At 51.3% G+C, this 18,783-nt stretch carries 16 protein-coding genes and 4 pseudogenes; 8 read left to right on the forward strand and 12 right to left on the reverse strand.

The window, feature by feature from the left end; translation table 11 throughout:
- Window positions 1–107, forward strand: a pseudogene (locus tag ACR0J0_RS12445) (IS5/IS1182 family transposase); the annotation flags it as partial.
- A 496-nt stretch (window positions 108–603) separates the two neighbouring features.
- Here the strand turns inward: ACR0J0_RS12445 and ACR0J0_RS12450 are convergent.
- Both ACR0J0_RS12450 and ACR0J0_RS12455 read right to left on the reverse strand, forming a co-directional pair.
- The gene (locus ACR0J0_RS12450; protein WP_480664667.1) at window positions 604–867 is read right to left on the reverse strand and encodes a hypothetical protein; all 264 of its coding nucleotides are present in this window, start codon (window positions 865–867) and stop codon (window positions 604–606) included.
- A pseudogene (locus tag ACR0J0_RS12455) lies at window positions 774–1,052 on the reverse strand (transposase); the annotation flags it as partial. The pseudogene ACR0J0_RS12455 and the gene ACR0J0_RS12450, both read right to left, overlap by 94 nt.
- Before the next feature lie 878 nt (window positions 1,053–1,930).
- Here ACR0J0_RS12455 and ACR0J0_RS12460 point away from each other — a divergent pair.
- Window positions 1,931–2,422, forward strand: a complete 492-nt coding sequence (locus tag ACR0J0_RS12460; protein ID WP_480664401.1) for a transposase — start codon at window positions 1,931–1,933, stop codon at window positions 2,420–2,422.
- A gap of 1,043 nt (window positions 2,423–3,465) precedes the next feature.
- Here the strand turns inward: ACR0J0_RS12460 and ACR0J0_RS12465 are convergent.
- Together ACR0J0_RS12465 and ACR0J0_RS12470 are read right to left on the reverse strand one after the other, a co-directional pair.
- Window positions 3,466–4,272 carry an alpha/beta hydrolase gene (locus tag ACR0J0_RS12465; RefSeq protein WP_480664403.1) on the reverse strand — a complete coding sequence of 269 codons (807 nt, stop codon included), beginning with the start codon at window positions 4,270–4,272 and terminating at the stop codon, window positions 3,466–3,468.
- Between the two features lie 201 nt (window positions 4,273–4,473).
- The gene (locus ACR0J0_RS12470) at window positions 4,474–4,728 is read right to left on the reverse strand and encodes an integrase core domain-containing protein (protein ID WP_480664405.1); all 255 of its coding nucleotides are present in this window, start codon (window positions 4,726–4,728) and stop codon (window positions 4,474–4,476) included.
- Window positions 4,729–5,464: 736 nt separating this feature from the next.
- Between ACR0J0_RS12470 and ACR0J0_RS12475 the strand changes: the two genes are divergently transcribed.
- Complete coding sequence (locus tag ACR0J0_RS12475) at window positions 5,465–6,925, forward strand: oligosaccharide flippase family protein (protein ID WP_480664407.1); 1,461 nt, start codon at window positions 5,465–5,467, stop codon at window positions 6,923–6,925.
- 147 nt (window positions 6,926–7,072) lie between these two features.
- Window positions 7,073–7,590 (forward strand): annotated as a pseudogene (locus ACR0J0_RS12480) (DDE-type integrase/transposase/recombinase); the annotation flags it as partial.
- 216 nt (window positions 7,591–7,806) lie between these two features.
- Here ACR0J0_RS12480 and ACR0J0_RS12485 read toward each other — a convergent pair.
- The 3 genes from ACR0J0_RS12485 to ACR0J0_RS12495 form a co-directional block, all read right to left on the reverse strand.
- On the reverse strand, window positions 7,807–8,652 hold the full coding sequence (locus ACR0J0_RS12485) for a sulfotransferase domain-containing protein (RefSeq protein WP_480664409.1): 846 nt from the start codon (window positions 8,650–8,652) through the stop codon (window positions 7,807–7,809).
- Window positions 8,653–8,805: 153 nt separating this feature from the next.
- Window positions 8,806–9,480 carry a transposase gene (locus tag ACR0J0_RS12490; protein ID WP_480664411.1) on the reverse strand — a complete coding sequence of 225 codons (675 nt, stop codon included), beginning with the start codon at window positions 9,478–9,480 and terminating at the stop codon, window positions 8,806–8,808.
- 49 nt (window positions 9,481–9,529) lie between these two features.
- Window positions 9,530–9,973, reverse strand: coding sequence for an IS3 family transposase (locus ACR0J0_RS12495; protein ID WP_480664413.1), 444 nt, complete (start codon window positions 9,971–9,973; stop codon window positions 9,530–9,532).
- A 362-nt stretch (window positions 9,974–10,335) separates the two neighbouring features.
- Between ACR0J0_RS12495 and ACR0J0_RS12500 the strand changes: the two genes are divergently transcribed.
- Window positions 10,336–11,511, forward strand: coding sequence for a right-handed parallel beta-helix repeat-containing protein (locus ACR0J0_RS12500; protein WP_480664415.1), 1,176 nt, complete (start codon window positions 10,336–10,338; stop codon window positions 11,509–11,511).
- A gap of 280 nt (window positions 11,512–11,791) precedes the next feature.
- The gene (locus ACR0J0_RS12505; protein ID WP_480664658.1) at window positions 11,792–12,103 is read left to right on the forward strand and encodes a transposase; all 312 of its coding nucleotides are present in this window, start codon (window positions 11,792–11,794) and stop codon (window positions 12,101–12,103) included.
- Here ACR0J0_RS12505 and ACR0J0_RS12510 read toward each other — a convergent pair.
- The gene (locus tag ACR0J0_RS12510) at window positions 12,077–12,928 is read right to left on the reverse strand and encodes a glycosyltransferase family protein (RefSeq protein ID WP_480664417.1); all 852 of its coding nucleotides are present in this window, start codon (window positions 12,926–12,928) and stop codon (window positions 12,077–12,079) included. The two genes, ACR0J0_RS12505 and ACR0J0_RS12510, sit on opposite strands and share 27 nt — an antisense overlap.
- Window positions 12,929–13,297: 369 nt before the next feature.
- Between ACR0J0_RS12510 and ACR0J0_RS12515 the strand changes: the two are divergent.
- Together ACR0J0_RS12515 and ACR0J0_RS12520 are read left to right on the forward strand one after the other, a co-directional pair.
- A pseudogene (locus tag ACR0J0_RS12515) lies at window positions 13,298–14,027 on the forward strand (transposase); the annotation flags it as partial.
- Window positions 14,027–14,413 (forward strand): HAD-IA family hydrolase, encoded by a 387-nt coding sequence (locus ACR0J0_RS12520; RefSeq protein WP_480664419.1) that lies wholly within the window; start codon window positions 14,027–14,029, stop codon window positions 14,411–14,413. The pseudogene ACR0J0_RS12515 and the gene ACR0J0_RS12520, both read left to right, overlap by 1 nt.
- Here ACR0J0_RS12520 and ACR0J0_RS12525 read toward each other — a convergent pair.
- From ACR0J0_RS12525 to ACR0J0_RS12540, 4 genes are all read right to left on the reverse strand, one after another.
- On the reverse strand, window positions 14,367–14,495 hold the full coding sequence (locus ACR0J0_RS12525; RefSeq protein WP_480664668.1) for a hypothetical protein: 129 nt from the start codon (window positions 14,493–14,495) through the stop codon (window positions 14,367–14,369). The genes ACR0J0_RS12520 and ACR0J0_RS12525 overlap by 47 nt on opposite strands.
- 82 nt (window positions 14,496–14,577) lie before the next feature.
- On the reverse strand, window positions 14,578–16,773 hold the full coding sequence (locus tag ACR0J0_RS12530; RefSeq protein ID WP_480664421.1) for a GumC family protein: 2,196 nt from the start codon (window positions 16,771–16,773) through the stop codon (window positions 14,578–14,580).
- Between the two features lie 21 nt (window positions 16,774–16,794).
- Window positions 16,795–18,117 carry a polysaccharide biosynthesis/export family protein gene (locus ACR0J0_RS12535; RefSeq protein WP_480664423.1) on the reverse strand — a complete coding sequence of 441 codons (1,323 nt, stop codon included), beginning with the start codon at window positions 18,115–18,117 and terminating at the stop codon, window positions 16,795–16,797.
- Window positions 18,101–18,673, reverse strand: coding sequence for a hypothetical protein (locus ACR0J0_RS12540; protein WP_480664425.1), 573 nt, complete (start codon window positions 18,671–18,673; stop codon window positions 18,101–18,103). The genes ACR0J0_RS12535 and ACR0J0_RS12540 overlap by 17 nt, the downstream gene beginning before the upstream one ends.
- Between the last annotated feature and the right edge of the window lie 110 nt (window positions 18,674–18,783).

Raw genomic sequence — 18,783 nt, forward strand, 5'->3', positions numbered from 1 at the left:
TCGGCAGACTCAAGGACTGGAGACGCGTCGCAACCCGCTATGACCGCTGTCCCAAAGTACTCCTTTCTGCCATCGCGCTCGCAGCAACCGTCATCTATTGGTTATGAATCCTGACCCTAGCGTTCTGACGGCCCCTGTTTTCAAACAGAAATCCATATTTTCGCGTTGCATCACACCTTGCCACGCCCTCGGCTTGTCCCGGATCAAGCGCTCCAGATTGAAAAACTCCAACGCACGGCGAGAAGACTGGCGGCCTGCGGTAGATTAATTGCGGCGAAATCCAGCGCGCCATCCTGCAAACTGAGCCAATAATGTCTGGTGGGTTTGTCGAAGCGAGATTGGATATATGCAATCAGTTGGTTGCGCGTCGTCAGTAGGTCAATCCAGGCCGACGGCTGACTTAGTCATCCCCTCAAACTCACACACATAAGGTTGATCGAGGGCAATCAGACTGGGATTCAGTAATTCGTGGGCCGGACGTGCCGAACAGGCAGTGTAGATCAGGAAAGTCCAGAACAGATCATCCGTCAGTCCTTCATGTTCGTAGAGAAGCTTTACGTCATCAAGATCTCGTGGATGCTGGTGATCCACGGCTGCGTGGAGTTAACCGCCAAACAAATCTTCGAATGAGACGATCTGCATTTCTGCATAGCCAAACGCGTCCGCTACAGCGTCTGAGCTCGCCCGGGTTTCGGGGTCAGGAACAACGCCGCGCGTGACTGACGAGGTCTCAATTTTGGCTTCTGCACCCTCCAGACGCACAAGCGCGCGGGTGGCACCGCCCCACTCTGGTTCAGGGCGTCCATTGTCTCCTCCCAGAGCCCCGCCAGTGTCCAACACCGGAACTGCAGGTAAACGCTCGGCCACTTCCCGAACTCCCCGGGCAGGTCGCGCCTTGGGGCACCCGTCCGCGCAATCCAGAAAATCCCATCAAGAACAAAGCGGTGTTTGGAAGGATTGCGCCCGTTCGGGGCGCGGACCGCTAGGATGAACCGCTCACAAAACGCCCATTCCTCGTCCGACACCAGGTCTCGTGCCAAGTTGGTCTCCATCGCAGTTGCCAGCTTGAATCACGCTCACCGCGCCATCTGAATCCCTATTGTCAACACGCCCTAACGTGCCCTTTTCATTTCCCGACAAGCTTCAACGAGTTCTAGTCCGACTTTAACAGCCGATTGAGTGCAAGTAGTACTACAGCCACTGTAGATCCCGCAAAATACGAAACTATGCAGATAAATAAGTTCGCGCCGAGAAATACGGCAATCACCGATGCGGCAATGCCAGCAGATAATCCAAAAAGGCCGTACGCCGCCACCATACTTGCTCCATTTCACCTCTAGATTGTCTCGCCTAGGGTCATTACAGCTATGTGTATTACAGAATGCCGACTTGGCGAACGCCAACATCTTTAGTGGCAACCGATCAGCGTAATCTTGCCAACAGATATTCGGTGCTAATGATGCAATGTCTTTTGTGCGTGTAAAACGGGTCGCGGCCTTCGAAGTCATAGGAGGTAGAAGTCAACTTGAAAAAGATGGCCTTCCCTCTGGCACGTGGATGAAAGCGGAAGCTTGTTGACTTTCGGATGAACAAAACACCAACGCGGACCGCTCAAAGGTTGGTTCCAAACAACGCGCAAGCGTCTGATTTCGCTGGCTGAGGGGGCTTGGAGATACTCTTGGATTGCAGGGTTTGCGACGAAATGAGAGAAAGCCCTGCAACTTCCAAGGCCCCATGAAGCCGAAACTCCGCGCCCCTGAACAGGACGATCTGCTGCGCCCACGCCTGACCGACATCATCGACTTACAGCACGATTTCGCGCGCCGAACACGCTGTTCTATTGGGAGTTCTTTGAGCGAATAATGGGATGTACCGGCTGCTTCACTCAGCAGGTTAGGCATTGTCTATTTCTGCAAGATGGAGAAGTAGCATGGCGAAGTCCATAATTGTTGAGCTGATGTCGATAGACATCGGAATTTGCAAATCTGCCGTTTGTCCCGAGAAGAACCAGAAGCAGCTTGACCTGCAGGTGCACCATCGCGTTCGGTCCCGCCTGGTGTCGCGTCGAACTGCAACTATCAACCAGATCCGCGCCTGGCATTACGGTGCGGAAGGGGCTGCGTGCTCGAAGAGCTCGTTCGAAACGATCTTGGAAGAGCGCAAAGACGTGATATCCCTGCGGAAGCGTTCGATCTTGATTGGCCTTTATGGTGATTGGTTTTGGCTTGATGATCGGATCGATACAGTTTCGAGGGAGATCGAGTTGATCAGTCATGCCGAAGAGAACTGCGTCATCGTCATGACCATCCCCGGCATTGACGCGAGGATCTCGACCGCGATGGTAGCAGCAGTTGAAACGGGTGAGGCAGTTTGTCGAGGGCGCGACTTCGCGCCATGGGTTGGCCTTGTATCCCGTCAATAGTGCACAGGCGGGCGATCGGTCCTGGGGCGCATCACCAAACGCAGTAGCCAATGTTTGCGAATGCTCTTCGTTCAAGCAGTCAAGGTCATTTTGATGCGCACAAATTGATGGCCGGACTTCAGCTTCGGCGACGGGTTGCCCAAAGCTGCGGAAGGCATGAACAGCAACAAATTGGCAGGCGCCTGGCCAAAAAACTGGCGCGAAGGGCATGGAGCATATTGAAACATAAAACGGCGTTTGACTCACCAAGAGATGAGGTTGCTATCGATGTCAAAACTCCGAGATAATCCAAAGGAATTCGAGACTGACAAAAAGCATGGAACGGAAAATTTCCGCCCCCAGTATCTAACGGCCCATACGGTCTGCATAGACCTTGTAGGTACTGAGATCACAGCGCGCGCGTAACCCCAACAAGACCACGGCCCGCGCGTCGGCCAACAGGCCGAATACATATGAGCGACTCCCGAGAACATACCAGAAATTACTTGCGAACAGTGGCTGGTACATACAAAGGGGCCGATAACAAAATAGAAATTTTTTGCGTGATGGATTGGACCAAGAAAAATCCTCTGTCGTTCTTGCCTCAACCCTTCCAATACGCGCGTCGGAAACAGGGGGTGGGATTGATGCTTCCACTCGAATTGGGCACTGCGGCTTGTTCGAAACCTTAGCGAAATGGCGTCATACACGCCCGAGAAGGTGGGTCAGACCGGCATGCAGCAATTTCGAGAGTTACCCCCGCTCTTGCAATTTTGGCGGTCTAGCGTGCTCTTTTTCTATGAGCTCTTGCGTTCGGCAGCATCGTGGCTTGCGTCGAGTTCGCTGACCAACTGCCGCAAGCGGATCGGCAAGGAAGGTGTGGAGTGGCTGCTGACCAAGACCTGCGCGTCTGCAATCCACAATAGATCAGACAGGTCGCCACTTGGCTATCCACAGTAAAACAAGCTCAAGCCAACCGAACGAACCGGTTTCAAACTCGCCGCTCGCGCCGAAAACCGTGGAATGCGCGAATTCTTCGCTGTCTCGGAACAACTGCTGCCCAACTACTTCTTTAGAAATGACAAGACCTCGCTGGCAAAACCCTGCGTCAATAGATTCGAATGCGTGCCATTGCGGTACGTATGAAACTCCTTTTCGTCGGGAGCTTCCGAAAAAAGTGCCTCGGCCCATTCTAACGGCAGTGCCTTATCCTGAACTCCATGTCCGAACAGCAAGGGTGCTCTAACATGAGCAATATCGGCTACCGCCTCATGGCGCTCATTCCACATAAGCAGGCACATTGGTATGCCCTTCAAGCGCTTACTCTGATACCTACAAAGCTTATCGAAGCCGGCCTCGACAACGAGGCCTTGCACCTCGCGATTTCTGGCCACGTGGACTGCTGGCGAAGTTCCCAAACTGAATCCATAGATGAACCTCTTTTCGGCTGGAACGGGCTCCGGCAAAATCGCATCGAGTTGGTCATAGAGTGCCAGTGCATCCCCCTTTATTGATATCTCTGAAGGACGACCAGAAGCGCCATTTTGACCGCGATAGCGCATAATAACGATGCCGATGCCAAGAGACGCAAAGCTTGCCATATGCTGCGCCATCCTATCTATACCCGCGAAATTGCCGCCAAATGTCAGCAGAATTGGAGCATCCCCTTCGCGTGGAGTAATCCAAGCCTCAATAGACGTTCCGTCGCCGCCAGCAAACTTGACCACCTCATACATCGAAAGGTCCCCTTCCGGACGCACTGCATCTTGCGGAAAGCGATAGATCGAGTGGGTCTGGTAATACCAGATCGCCAAGATAGTCGAAAGAGCGACTGCTAGTACCACCAGTGCCACGAAATGCAGCGTGCTCATTAACAGACTCCAATCAATAATAGCTAAAGTGTCAGTAGCTGTATCATCTGGAGCAAAAAAGGGATGCAGGAGTCAATCCAAGTTGGAAGATGCGAACTTAGAAAAATCTCTACACCCAGGTTGACAGGCAGTTCAGAGATTGTGACCTGAGACCCGAATTTCCACCAGCCGTTGGGAAAATCCGATGGGTGATTTTTGGCCTCATGTGGCCTTATTCTCCAGTCTCGATTTCGTGGCAAATTCCCACGGTGTGAGATTGCCGCGGGACGAGTGGGGTGTGTGTCGGTTTGTGTCTTCCTTCGATGTGGTGATCTTCTCTCTGGCCTCGGTCAGCGATTGGAGCAGGGTTTCGTCAAAGAGCTCTTCCCAGAAGCTGCCTTTGAACGCCTCGATGAAGTCGCTCTGCATTAACTTGCCCGGGCGAGGTAGTGACAGTCGATCCGGGTCACCAGGCACCGTCTTAAGACTGCCATGCTAGTCAGTTCCGTGCCATTATCACTGACATTCGTTCTTGGTTATCCGCGTCGCGCTTTGATCGCGGTCAACTCCCGCTTGACACGTAGTCAGGATAGCGATGTATCTGCAACCAAGGTCACGCACTCACGAATGTAGGCGTCCACGTTAGGCAGCACACGGAACCTGCGCCGGCCGGCAAAGGCATCCGGGACGAAGTCTAGGCTCCACCGCTCATTTGGGCACTCTGGCACCAACATTGGCCTTCGCGCCCCAGAGCTTTTCTTCATCGGCCGCGCTTCCTTACCTGCAAACTCTCTTCGCGATAGAGTTGCCTCAGCTACTTCTTGTTGACCTGCCAACCTTAGCGTTCGAGCATCAAATGCACGGGTCGATAGCCGAACCGCCGACGTTCCGCAGCGACCTGGTTCATCGCCTTGCGCAACTCGGCATTATCCGCTCAAATGCAACGATACCGAACGCTCGACGCCCAGAACGGGTCTCAGTCCAATTGCGATTGCATATGTGCTCCACCGAGCATTCAGTGAATGGGACGGGATAGGTGTTGACCAAAGCCGTTTCCAGGAAGAACTTACCGGGGTGAGAGTCGGAGATTTGCTCCATTTTTTTGGTTGCACGAGGGTAGATCTTGTAGATAATTTATTTACTTGATAAGAATTCTGCCCTAAGGCGATGGGCCACATGTTAACTAGTTAAAAATATTGAGGAAAACGGCCTAATGCCCTCCGACTTCTCAAAGGTTGGTGAGGATGCTCGCTGGGTTGCCGCGATGAACTTCGTGGCGGTTGGCTTGAAGTTTCTGACCATTCCGATACTCGCTAGATTCATCGGCGCAGAGGAGTTTGGGGCTGTCGCGGTTGCGATTGCCGTGTTTCAGCTCATGTCGATGATGTCGGTCCACAGCGTGAATACCGCGCTTGTCGCGGCCGAGGAACACAGTCCGGAATTGTGGCACACAGCATTCCTAATCACCTTAGGTTTGGGTCTTCTTGTGTCGATGACCTTAGTTCTATTTGCACCGCAGATTAGCCAGCTCCTTGGTGCGCCTAGTTCTAGAGTGTTCATCCAAACGATAGGTTTGATTGCTCCTCTGACATTTGTTGCCGAGTTTTTTGTATCCTTGATGAGCAAGAATCTTACCTTTCGGAAGCAGGTTGTTCCAACCATTGTATCGAATCTGGCGTCCGGATTCTCTGCTATTTTGCTTGTTTTTCTGGGGTTTGGGGTCTGGGCATTGATGGCGCAACACATTGTGTTCTCAATTGTGCGCGTAATCGCCATGTCCGTTGTTACGCCGTTTCGTCCACGCATTTACTTCAACTGGCCATTGATTAAGCCTGTGCTGCCTGAAGCAGCGCGGAGCCTTACTGCGATGATAGGCCACTACCTTTCTAACCAGGGTGTGGTTCTAATTGTGACGCGAGTGCTGGATGCCGCCGCCGGCGGGATATTCTTCGTTTGCAACAGGTTCACGGTCCTACCCATGGAAGTTCTGGGCTCCAGTCTTGGTCGCGTAATATTTCCAAATTTTTCGAAACTTAGCCGCGAGGGCGGCGATAGAAAAGAGCTTCTGAGATGGGCACTATCAGTTTCTTCCACAATCCTTTCTCCCATCTATTTCGGGATGTGGGCGGTTGCAGTTCCAATCACGGATGTTCTGTTGGGCGCTCGATGGTCGGAGATTTCTTCGATCTTCGCCATAATGGCAATCGCTGGAGCCTTAAAAGGGCCGCAAGGCGTTTTCTCGTCGTATTTCCAAGGAACTAACCGGTTTGACTTACTTGTGAAGGTGAATTTTCTGAATGCTTTGCTCATATTAGCGTTCGTTACCATGGGCGCATTTCTCAATGGTCTCACTGGTGCGTGCGTAGGAATACTTGCCTCACGTTTCATTACAGTTCTGCTTACTGGAATTGTAGTGTTCAGAATTGAGGCGATGGACTCTGTTTCGGGGTTCTATTCATTCATTCCGAGTATGATAGTGGCTTTTATTATGAGTGTGGTCGTGTTGCTCTTCATATCCCAGGGAGGGGTTTCGGCATTGCATTCGGCGGTTCAGCTAGGACTCGGCGGAATGTTGGGATGTGCCATTTATGTTGGCTGCCTTAGAATCTTTCTGCCTCAGGCACTTCGCGAAGTTATACAAGTCTTGAAGCCGGCATCAGCCCGGCAGCTTTGACCAATCTCAGATAGGTGAGCTCTGAAGCCCATTTTTCAGCCATTTGTGATTGGAGTCTTCCGCGACGAATTTCTGGCTGGGAGAAGGAAAGGGGGCGATGAAAGCAGCGAGATTTACGGACGCACAGAAGGCATTTGTTTTGAAGCAGGTTGGCCGATCAACGTCAAGAAAGTCTGTAGAATTTACCGCTAGATGGAGCTGTAATTGCGGGACAGATCACCAAAACGGCGGTGAAGGCCAATCTGAGGGAGGATCGCTCGGATGCCATGAGGCCCAATGAGGTGTGAGCAATGGACTTCGTTTTTGATCAACTCGCGACTTGCCGTAAGCTGCGCGTCCTGACTGTGGTCGATACACTGTCGCGCCTCTCACCCATCATCGATCCAAGGTTCAGCTGCAAGGGTGAAGACGTTGTTGCCACGCTGGAGCGGGTGTGCCGGTAGATTGGCTATCCGGCGACGATGCGGGTGGATAATGGCAGCGAGTTCATCTCGCGGGATATGGATCTGTGGGCCTACCATAATGGTGTCCCGCTCGACTTCTCACGCCCTGGCAAACCGACCGACAACGCCTTCATCGAAGCGTTCAACTCCAAGTTCAGAGCAGAATGCCTGAACACGCATTGTTTCCTGTCGCCGGCAGACGCTTGCGAAAAGATGGAGGATTGATCCTGATCGGCCCTAGCCTGTCGCTTTGAACTCAAAAGAAGCCGGACGGTTGCAGATCAAACCAGCACGGATCGTGGTAAAAGACTAGCTTGAAGCCAGAATTCACTCGGCGACATTCCTCAAAATTCGGGGGAGTTCGGAGCTTGGCTCACAAGATGTATTTGAAATGGCTGAGGGATGCCCAATATTGGTTATCGCCTCTAAACGTCCACCTTAAAGGGACCAGTCACCAAAGTCCTGGCCAGTTAGCGACCTAAGACGCTGTACATCTTCGAGAACATCCTCCGCCATCCTCTCCTTAACGGATTCTGAAACTCGCAATATTGGAGTTTTCTTACGCGTGGAAAACATAGGCCGGAGCTTTTCGCGAGTTTCCGGACTTAAAGTACTCCAAAGATTATGGAGACGTCGATTCCTTCTAACTCTTTTGAACGGACCGCTGAGTGATGATAACTCGCTGGATGAGTTTGCATGACCAGTCCGAGCAAACGTAATCTTTTGAACGCCAATAAAATCCAGAAACTCGTCAAAAAAAGACTGAGGATTGGCCTTGAGAGACGAAAAACTCAAAACCCTAATCTTATCTTGAGGAAAGAATTCGAGGTATCTCTCTAGGTTTGCGGCGTACTTGCTGGTGTCCAATAGATTAGAGTAAAAGCTACTACCAACAAGATCGTCCGGATTTGGCGGGTTGCGCCCGAGTGCTTGCGCATGCTCATAGTGCGAGATCATTCGTTCGACTGGATCGCGTAAGATGTAAACCAGGCGAACATTCGGGCAATGATCACGTATGCGGTTAGGAACGCCAGGAAAAATTGACTGTTTTGCATAGTTGGGGCTGATTTCACCATGAATCGGCTTGGACGGGTCGAATAGGCCAGAGTACCACAACGGCCCTCTTTTCCAATTCAAGGACTCGACAAAGAAATCCGTTTCTTTTTGGCGCGAAAGCCCAATCACTGGGTGCTCGGAAAGGTGCTCATAAAGGGTCGTGGTTCCACATCTCATAGCTCCAATGACGATAAAATCCGGCACAATCAAATTGTCTTTATCAATCATCGATTATTCCCCGAGTGGTGGGTCTATGCGATAGCCTAGCTCTAATACCCGTTCAAAACTGCAAGTCAACACTTTGCAAGTTTGCTAAACTGTTTCACAATTTGACAAGATATCCAGGTGCAGGTTTCTGTCATTTTTTGAACGGATTTGGTCTTAGGTCCTAGTGATAGACCATCTTTTGGATGTCTCGGAAAGGGCTTCCGGAACAGCGGACGTAATGTCTTTACCGAAAGTGGGCCGCCGTGATTGAACTACATGGGGCAGCTTAGCATCATTGCAATCTTGACCTAATGCGTCGTTGAAGCCAATTGCAATAGGAGAGTTCGCCGCGCGGAGCGAGCCTCGGCTCACGTGCCGCTGTCTAGCCACTGTTTTTGGCCCGCGGATCGTAGGTTTCTCAAATATAATTTTCGCTAATAGGGGACGCACATTGTGCGCCTGCTTCGGGCTTGTGTGATTGTACTGTCTGAGCCAGTCAATGATGACAATCTGGGCCTGCCTCAGCGAGTAGAAGATCTCCAGGTTCAGCAGTTCGCTCCTGAACCGTGCATCGTTGGCTCTTGATGTAGCAGTTCGGCACCGGCGGTCTGTCCAGATAAATGATGTGAACTGGTTGCCCTGATCCGTGCTCATGATCTTAGGCGGGCCGAAGCGGTGCATGGCCTCATTCAGCGCGTCAACGCAAAATCCGGCCTCCAGCGTGTTCGATATCCGCCAAGTCAGAACCTTTCGGGTGTGCCGGTCCAAAGTCGTCACTAGATTCAGGAGCCCACGTCGCTTGGGCAGATAGGTGATGTCTGCGGCCCAGACCTGAATGGGTCGAGCCACCCGCAAACCGCGCAGCAGATAGGGATAGGTCTTGTGCCCTTTCGCCGCCTTACTGGTGTTGGGCTATCTGATAGATGGGCATCAAGCCCATCAGCCGCATCAGGCGACGGATGCGCTTCTCGTTCACCAGATGGCCTTCGTTGCGAAGATGCTGGGTCATCTGCCGAACGCCAAAGAAGGGCGTTCCCAGAAACTGCTCGTCGATCTGGCGCATCAACATCAGGTTCATCGCCGTCTCGCTCTTGGGCGTGTAGTAAAACGACGGCCGCGAGGTCGACAGCCACTTACGCTGCTTGACACTCGACAGGTTGGTATTGGCAGGCTCAACCATCTTGCGCCTCACTTGCCGATCCATGGCTTGAGCTTTTGTGACAAAAAAGTTGGCGACAGCCAACTCCCCGATCTTCGCGTGCAGTTCTTTGACCTGCTCTTCGTCGATCTCTGGGGACTTCTTTCCGCCTGGTTCAAACACGCCGAACGCGCTTTCCAGCATAGCGCGTTTGCAACAGTGGATCATCGTGGGATGGACGCCAAATTGGCTGGCAAGCTCAGCCACAGTTCACTCACCCTTCAAACCCTCAAGCGCGACTTTCGCCTTGAACTAGGGCGAGTGGTTCTTCCGTTTCGACATCTCTGATCTCCTCTTCGTCGAAGATCAGCAGACAACAAATCGCAGCTTACGTCAGTGTCCGAAATTCAGGGGGGTAGCTCAGGGCACTCCAGAGTTCCGGGCCAAACACAGGGAACATTCCGGTTATGTTTATGCCTCCAACCAATTGTTGCCATTGTGTGCGCGTCGTCCCGAAGCTAACGTTAAGCAACTATCGCAGCATTGGGCAGGTTATGGAACCAGAAGTGATCATCTACGATGTGAGTGAACTCGCTGCTGCTTATGAGACGCTCTCTCAGTCGACTGGCGGAACGATCTTTGTTTCGTCTGGCTCTAATCTAGGCTCGATCAACCTGTCCAATGGCGGAGATCAGGCGGTCACGATTGTGTCGGAGGACGCGCTCAATCCTGCCGTGATAGAGTCGATTGATCTCGAGAACGTGAGCAATCTGGAGATTGACGGCGTCTTGGTTTCACGAGATGCGGGCCGCATGCTCAACATTGAAGCCAGCACGAACATCGCTATTCGAAACACTGAATTTGCGTCAGATTCCACTCAAACACTGACCGAAGGTTTGGTGGGCACATCGACTCAGGGCGCTGACATCGGGATCGTCCGCGATACTTCTGGCCTGACTCTCGAGAACAATGAGTTTCACGGTTTCTTCCAGGGTATCACCATGTATGAAACAAATGATGTGCAGATCAACAACAACGAGTGGTACGAATTTCAGGGCGATGGAATCCGGATGGAAGGGGTTCAGCGCGTAGATATCATGAACAACAACTTCTATGATTACTACGGATCTCCCCAATCTGTGAACCACTCTGATTTCATTCAGGTCTGGTCTGTCAACTCGACAGAGACGATAACCAGCGATCTCCGTATCATCTCTAACACGATGCATACGGGCGACGGGACGGCGGCGCAGGGAATTTTCATCAATAATGAAGCATTTTCCAAGCGCGGAATTGGTGATTACTATCAGAACATTGAAGTAGCTGATAACGTGATTTATTCCGCGATGTGGAATGGTATACGAGTCAACGGAACCGATGGTGCTGTGATATCGAACAATACCTTGCTTTGGAACCAGGACGCCTTCGTAGAGTTCGAGGATGGTCGCGTTCTCTCCCAAACCCCCACCATCCGAGCCGATAACTCCATAAATGTCGAGACGTTCGACAATATTGCGAGAACCGTAAGGGTCAACGATGTTGATCAAGAGCAGAACGTGATGCTGGAATATCGGCAAGAAAGCTCAAGCACCTACGCCTATGACTTGTTCCCGGGGCTGAATCTGGGGGCAGACGCCACGCTCGGCGACCTCGCTCTGGTTGAAGGTAGTGGCGTGGAGGGAGCTGGCTCTTCGCTCTCGCAACCGGGTCAGGTCGAAGATGCGCCGAGCGAGAGCGAGTAACGACTATGCTCTGGCATACACGATTTTGCTTTTCGGTCTGACATTCATCCGATATTGGGCATCGCTCAGCCATTCTCAGTACATCATTTAAGCCAAGCGCGGACTTCCTCTGATTTTTGACGAAAGTCGCTGGGTGCGTTCTGGCTTCATGCCAACCTTTCACCACGATCCGTGCTGGTTTGATTTGGATGGCGGCAATGCATTCAGTACGCGTCTACCAATTTCAGTGAACCTCTCAATGGCGCACAAGACCAAAAGTCCAGAACCAATAATCCTTGCTATGGTATCAAGGTGGGAAATAACGACCACAGAGAACGACATTAATTTCGGATATTGTCGCCAGTGGCAAACAAGGATCTCTATCCCCGGGCGGAAGCAGCGCAAGACAACGGTGAAGCACGACAAGCGCCGATACAAACCCCGCAACCGGATCGAGATCATGTTTGGCAGGCTCAAGGATTGGCGCCGCGTGGCAACCCGGTACGACAGGTGCCCGAAGGTCTTCCTCGCAGCAATCGCCCTCGCAGCTCTCGTCATCTATTGGCGATCAGTCCTGACCCTAGGATTAATCGCTTTCCATTCCATAAGCTGAAATGTGCCTTCTGGCAACGACTTCAGGGTCCAGGAATGAAAGGTCCAAGGCTGACAAAGGATGTCCATTTGAATACCGACGCGCGGCCTCGACAAAGTCCGCCGATGTCAAAGCGTCGCGAACCTGAAGCGTATAGTCATTTCCAATTCGTTCAGCTATTTCAGCACCAGCCTCGAATTTGGGAAAAATCGCCGGAGTTCCAATGGACAAAGATGTTATCAGACTTCCTGAGTTGAATTGGCCGCAAAAATTAAAAACGCATGCATTACTAGACTTTATTAGTGATGCCAGTTCCTGATCTCCCAATGCATAATCCAAAATCACTACGCGCTCATCGCTACCTCGTGCCGCTTCGACATCGCGTCGATACGAGCTTTCGATCCGTCCCGCTACCACCAAACGCGAAGCCTTCAGTTTCGCCGAGCGGAACTCGCGGATCATTTCCGATACCCGCTTATATCTCTTGATATATCCGAAAGTGAGAAAAACCGTATCTTGCGGATGAAAGCCAAGACGGCTTCTAGTATCCTCAAGCTGAAAACCACCAAAATAGTTTATGAAGTTTTGGTGCATGACCGTGTGAAACCTTGCGCTCGACAGTTCTGGGAATGAACGCAATAGGGTGATGCGCGCTCCTGAGGACAGCATGGCTACATCTGTTACCTTGCGGAAAAACTCCTGTCGAAGAAGATTCCACACCTCCTTTTGACGAGGACCCCATGCATCGTGCGGTTCAAGGTTGTGGGCAGTCCAAACCACTTTTCCACCGGCATCCCGAATACGTTCCATCGTTCGTAACATATTTCGCGCATAGAAGTCGGCCACCGCTGAAAACCGGCTTCCTAATCTATTGTGAAAAACTCTCTCCGGCCAATGGACATGCATTACTGGGGCGGATCTGAAAGCGAAACTCGGATTATAACTTGATAGTTGAACGCCCTGCATTATCAGAGCCTCAGATAACGTCTTAATGAAAGGGTTATCGTTCCTAACCGTATGGGCAGGGTACATAAGGACGTGGCGCCGGCTCAAAGCGAGGTGCCCTCCTCATGAAAATGCTGCATTCGGTCCGCTCCTTCAGCCAAGCAAACTCAACATGGATGAAATTGAGTGCCTAATCAACAGGTGTTGATTTGCTCCCCTGAAAAGTCCTTGATTTGAGGTTAGCCTGTTCTCCAACCAAGGAGACAAGCGGTGAAGAGAAGCCGTTTCAGCGAGGGGCAAGTTATTGGTGTCCTGAAGGAGCAACAGGCTGGGCTTGGTGCGAAGGAGCTTTGCCGCAAGCTGGGATTAGCGACGCGACCTTCTACAAATAGCGGTCGAAGTATAGCGGCATGGAGGCTTCAGACGCGCGTCGGCTAAAGACTCTGGAATCTTAGAACGCCAAACTAAAGAATATGCTGGCCGAGCAGATGACGAATGTGGCGACGCTGGAAGAGATGCTCGGAAAAACTTTTGAAGCCCAATTCGAGGAGGAATGCTTTGGATCGGGCGATGAAGACCAAAGGCCACAATCAGCGACGCGCTTGTGCGTTGGCCGGGATCGATCCACGTGAATATCGGCGTCGGCCTAAGCACCCTGCCGACACGGAACTGCGGGCAATGATGAAGGAACTGGCGTCCGAGCGGCGCTGGCTCGCCTATCGTCGTCTGCACATCCTGCTGAAGCGCGAAGTCTGGGAGGTGAACTGGAAGAAGCTGAATCGGCTCTACCGCGAAGAAGCGTTAACCGTTCGTAAACGGGGGGGGTCGCAAGCGCGCAGCCGGGACGCGGGCGCCTATCGCGATCCCGCGCGGCCCGAACAAGTGTTGGTCGCTCGAATTCACGTCCGATGCGTTGGAAGATTGTCATCGGTTCCGCGTACTGAATGTCATCGACGACTTCAGCCGTGAACGCCTCGCCGCCTTCTTTGACACATCAATTTGAGGAGTGCGTGTTGCCCCAAGTGCATTGCGTTAAGTGGGCCTCCCCGAAAAATCGAACAGGCTTTGAAGGTAAGCGGTCTGGAGAGTTATTTTGGCTCAAACCTAAACAGTCCCTACATAGTCAACAGTTGGAAACCTGAACCTGACCTTTTCCTCCACGCCGCCCGATGCATGGGATATGCACCAAACTCCTGCATTGTTGTGGAAGACAGCGCGGTTGGAGTTCAAGCCGAAAACGCAGCCGGAATGACCGCGCTGCTCTACGCGCCACATTCCACTGAAAGTTCAGAAAAAACTGCCACTGTTTTCAATGATATGTCTCGACTACCAGAGCTCATTAAAGCCGTGGAAGTCGAGAAAACGGAACCAGGCAAGGTGGGCTGAAACCACCGGTTACGGCCTTATCGCCCGCGTTGTATTCCTTGATCATCCCAATGATCTGCTCGTCACTAAATCTGTGTTTCATAATCCATCCTTCATTTGGACGAATACTATCACCTCAATAACCTGATTTCAGAGAGCTAGGTCAATATCTTTGATATAGCGCTCTAAGTGTAGTTGTAGGTTGGAAGGCGTTCAAAACGAAGAGCGCGTTTATCCGGTGCAATCGTTAGGCATGCACCGATGAGCATTTCGCGGATGACCGGTACGCCTGACAGCACCCGATTGGCTACTCCAGCTGAAGTGCGACCCCAAGTAAATGCTGCAACCGCTCCGGTAATAAATGATGAGTACTCAAGTGCGTCCCCGACGTGTGCGAGAGCAGGTGTGTCAACAATGACCACATCATATCCGATTCCGCCTGTGTTCGGTTTCCCGATAAGTTCGGACAAGCCTAGATAATCACTGGTCGATCTTTCATCTGGAGCACGAGTTCGAAGGAATGACAGTCCGTCATTTATTCGATAGATATCATTCCCTTGGAATGCGGAATCCTCAGAGTTCCCTGGATGCAAGCTTAGAATGGGCGCGAACGCGTTGGACAGGGATCTCTGATGTCGATCGCCATCCACAAGAAGGACGGATTTTCCCATCGACGCCATGTAGAACGCAATATTGGAAGCGAGTACTGACTTACCTTCATTCTGAAGAGGGGAAACCACCGCAATTGCGCAATTACCGCTTGGTCCGCGTTCGATTTCATAAACTACGCGACGAATGGACTCGGCGAAACGAGTGCGAGGTGCATTTATTGCGTAGCTAAGTAGAGCGAGATTCATGCGTTCAGAACGCGAAACCTTCCTCTCGAGATGCAAATTCTGGAGATCAAGACTGCGCAATTCTCTATGAGAAATTCGCGGAATGGTGCCCAGATATGGAACTCCCAGCGATCGCGTTACATCGTCTGACCGGCGCATTCCGTCGTAGACCTGCTCCAAGGCAAACACCAATGCCATGCCAATGATTAGCCCTCCAATGACGGTTCCTACAGCCACCACCGCAAGGCTTGGATTCGAGGACTTGCTTGGCGGTTGTCCATGTTCAATAATTCTTGCCGGACCTACGACGTATCGAGACGATCTAAGACTATCCTGCTGGCGATCAAGCAACACAGCTTCTTCGCTGCGTAACGCATCAAGTGCTCTCTCCTGACGCAACAACTCGTTTCCGACCTTGCTCGAGTTTGCCAAGCCTACGGCCAACTTGGTGCCATAGTCCTCCAATGATTTCAGGATCATCAAGTCACTTTCAATCGAGCTGAGATTTGATCTTCTCAACCAGTTCAACTCGGATCGGTATCTTCTATGTAGATCCTCCTCCGCTTCCAGCAAACCCGCGTTACTGTCTGACGATGACGCCCTTCGTGAACGAAGATCACCAATTAAGTTGGCCAAGGATTGCAACTCAGAAGACTCCAGTTCTGAGGCAATGTACAAGTAGTCTAGGTGCTCTTGATTAGTGATCTTTTCAGAGGCCAGATCAATCACGTCAATCGCAATGGAGTAATCCGCTATCTCTCGACGCTTTTCCGCAATTCGACTGTTGTTTTCCTCTATCTCTCGCTCAATCTGCGTGACTGAGCCCTCGTCGGGCAAAGAAATATTCAGTCTCAGCTCGGAGATTCTATTTTCCGCTTCACGCATCTCCAACGTAAGCTGGGAGAGTTCAGATTCTACCCAAGCGGCTGCGTGCGCGGCTTGATCGACGCGAGCCCTCTCAAAGCTGGATATGTATGCTTCGGCGACATCATTCACAACATTAGCAGACAAGATCGGATCTAACGATTCATACCGAATAGAGATAATGAATGTCTCACCCTCGCGTTCAACAGACAGTCCTTCCCGTAACTGCTCAATAGCTGCTGCTAGGATGCTTTGCTCGTCTATTGAATCTCCCGCCTCTTCTAGGAGTTGCTTGGCCAAAGTGAGATAGGGTTCCTGGCTAGCAACATCCCTGAGAACGATCTCCGAATAGATCTTGTTAATTTCGGAATCCACCACAAGTCGCTCGGCAAAGAAGACGTTTGGGAGCGTCGGCGAGTTGATTCCGTCCAGGTTTCGAGGGTCAATAGAAATCAAGGACTGGCTGACATACTTCTGGGGTGTGGTGAAGTGGTAGTAAAGCCCAGGAATCAGTAGAAGAAAAACGGGGAGAATTACATATGCAATTCTTTGCCGTAGGATCTCGATTGCGTGACGTGCAAAATCAGATAAATCGAAGTTACGCGCGTGTCTGGCTGCGCCCTCATTGCGATGGCCCTCGACTTGATAATCCTTCCGGAAGCTTTTGCTCTCCGAGTTCATCGCTGTGCCCCTACTTAACAATCAATAACTGTCTTCAACGTATAGATTGACGCTTACATAATCCCCTGGCAAGAGTTGACTATCTGGCTGGGACTCTGTGGAACCGAGGAGTTCTCCGTTTCTCCAGATCGATGTGATCAGCTCCAGATCCTGGGAGGATTCAGGTTCGGCAAGCGCCAGGGTTCTAGTTAGATTCGAAATTCGTTCTTCGACTTCCAAAAGAGACGCAACTATTTCCGCCCGCTCGTTAATCGCAGCGATTGCAATCTCGGCCCTTTGCGTTCGCGTGTCGCGATCAGCACGAAGTATCGATACGTTTGCGCTAATCAATGTCCCCTGTGCGGATAGCATGAGCGTTTGTGCATCAGAAAGTTGAGTTTGTAATCTGCTCAAACGATCTGCGGTCAACAGTCCGCGCTCTGAAAGGCTATTGAGCTCTTCATAGGTTTGTTCAAGTTTCGATGCATGCGCAGAGGCGAGCTCCAGTTGGTCTTCCATCAGGTGTACTCTATCTGCGAGCGCATCCGAGGACGCTTGGTTGAATGATACTTCATCTTCAAGAGTCGCAATTATTCTCTTAATTCGATCTCGATGGGCTAGAACGAGTTGATTGAATTTCTCCTCAGAGAGGTCCAATGGACGTTGGATCGGTGCCATATTCGGGTCGTTCTCGGCAAGCGCCAGCGTTGCCCAATGTTCAACCAAAAGTATCGAGCGGCGCGTTTTGGCAGACTTGAGGTCAGATGCCAACTGAATGATCTGAGCTTGTGACATTTCCTCATCCAGAACACTTCGGATCCCACCAGCGAGTGCTATGGCATGGCGCACTGTCATGCCGGTGTGGAATTGTACTGCTCCCGGTGTTGTCACCGATCCTCCAACGAAAACCGGCGCCCTTTGAGCCACCCTCAGATAGACTTCCACACCGGCAAGAGAAATTTGTCGGATTTCTCCGTTTGGCTGCATAATAGAGGTGGTCGTCCCGGCCAGTGAAAGCTGAATTTCGGATTTCAGTTCCTCGATCGTCTTGCCCGACGCTTGGAGGCTTCCAACAAAAGGAAACAAAATTCTTCCGTTTATTTCAACTTTAGACATCTCCCGAACACTGGGGAAGCCAACCAAAGAAAACTCGATCTGGTCTCCGACCAGTATGGTCGCGTCCAATAGTGGCGCCTTTTCGGTTTGTGCATGTACTTTCTCGTTGGGAGCAATCAAAAGTACTAAAAAGAGTGCTATGGAAAGAAGAGATTGAAGTACACGCAAATTGTTCGAGGCGTGTATAGTACGGTCTGCAAGGATGCTGAGACCTGTATTGGAAATGAACTCGTCAACGAAACATTTCATTCGCATACTCCCAAAGTTCTAACTCTGGCTCCATAATCGTCATTAGCTTTTCCATTTGGGCGCTTGATGGCCTAAAATCGTCGCGCCCTCTTTCGTTATAGCTATAGATTCCCAAGTTGGATCCGAAAACGCGACGATACTCTCGCTTGAACTTTTCCAAGTCGTCCAGGAACCCAATAATTGAGAATGCTTTCATGTTTTCCTTCGCTTGATCCAAAGCTTTCTTTTCGGCACCAGAGGGTATCACCGGCGTACCGGAAAAGAACCTTAGGAACGTTAGGCCGTGGGCCCTCGCGACAGGTCCTTCAAGGTAGTTGTCAAAGTCTCTCGGGATGAACCCATCCCTAGATGTGTGGAGGAAGTTCGAAATCGTCCGCGTTACCGGGTCGCGGAGAAGCGTAACAAATCTGTACGAACTCCCAAAATGGCGACGATACAACTCGTCGAACAATACATGGCCAAATACCAGCTGTACACCATGGCACATGTATGTAACCACGAGCTTACGCCGCAACTCATACACGTTTTTGCTGTTCTCGAAGTCATCGAATTGCAAGTCATTTCTGTCCTGTCCATCGATAAGAATTGCGGATGCTCGACGTGTTGCGTTTGCATCCACCACTCCAATTTTTCGACCGAGAGGCACGGTCGCGCTTAGCGCCTCCG

The sequence above is a fragment of the Ruegeria sp. BF12 genome, from assembly GCF_056538705.1.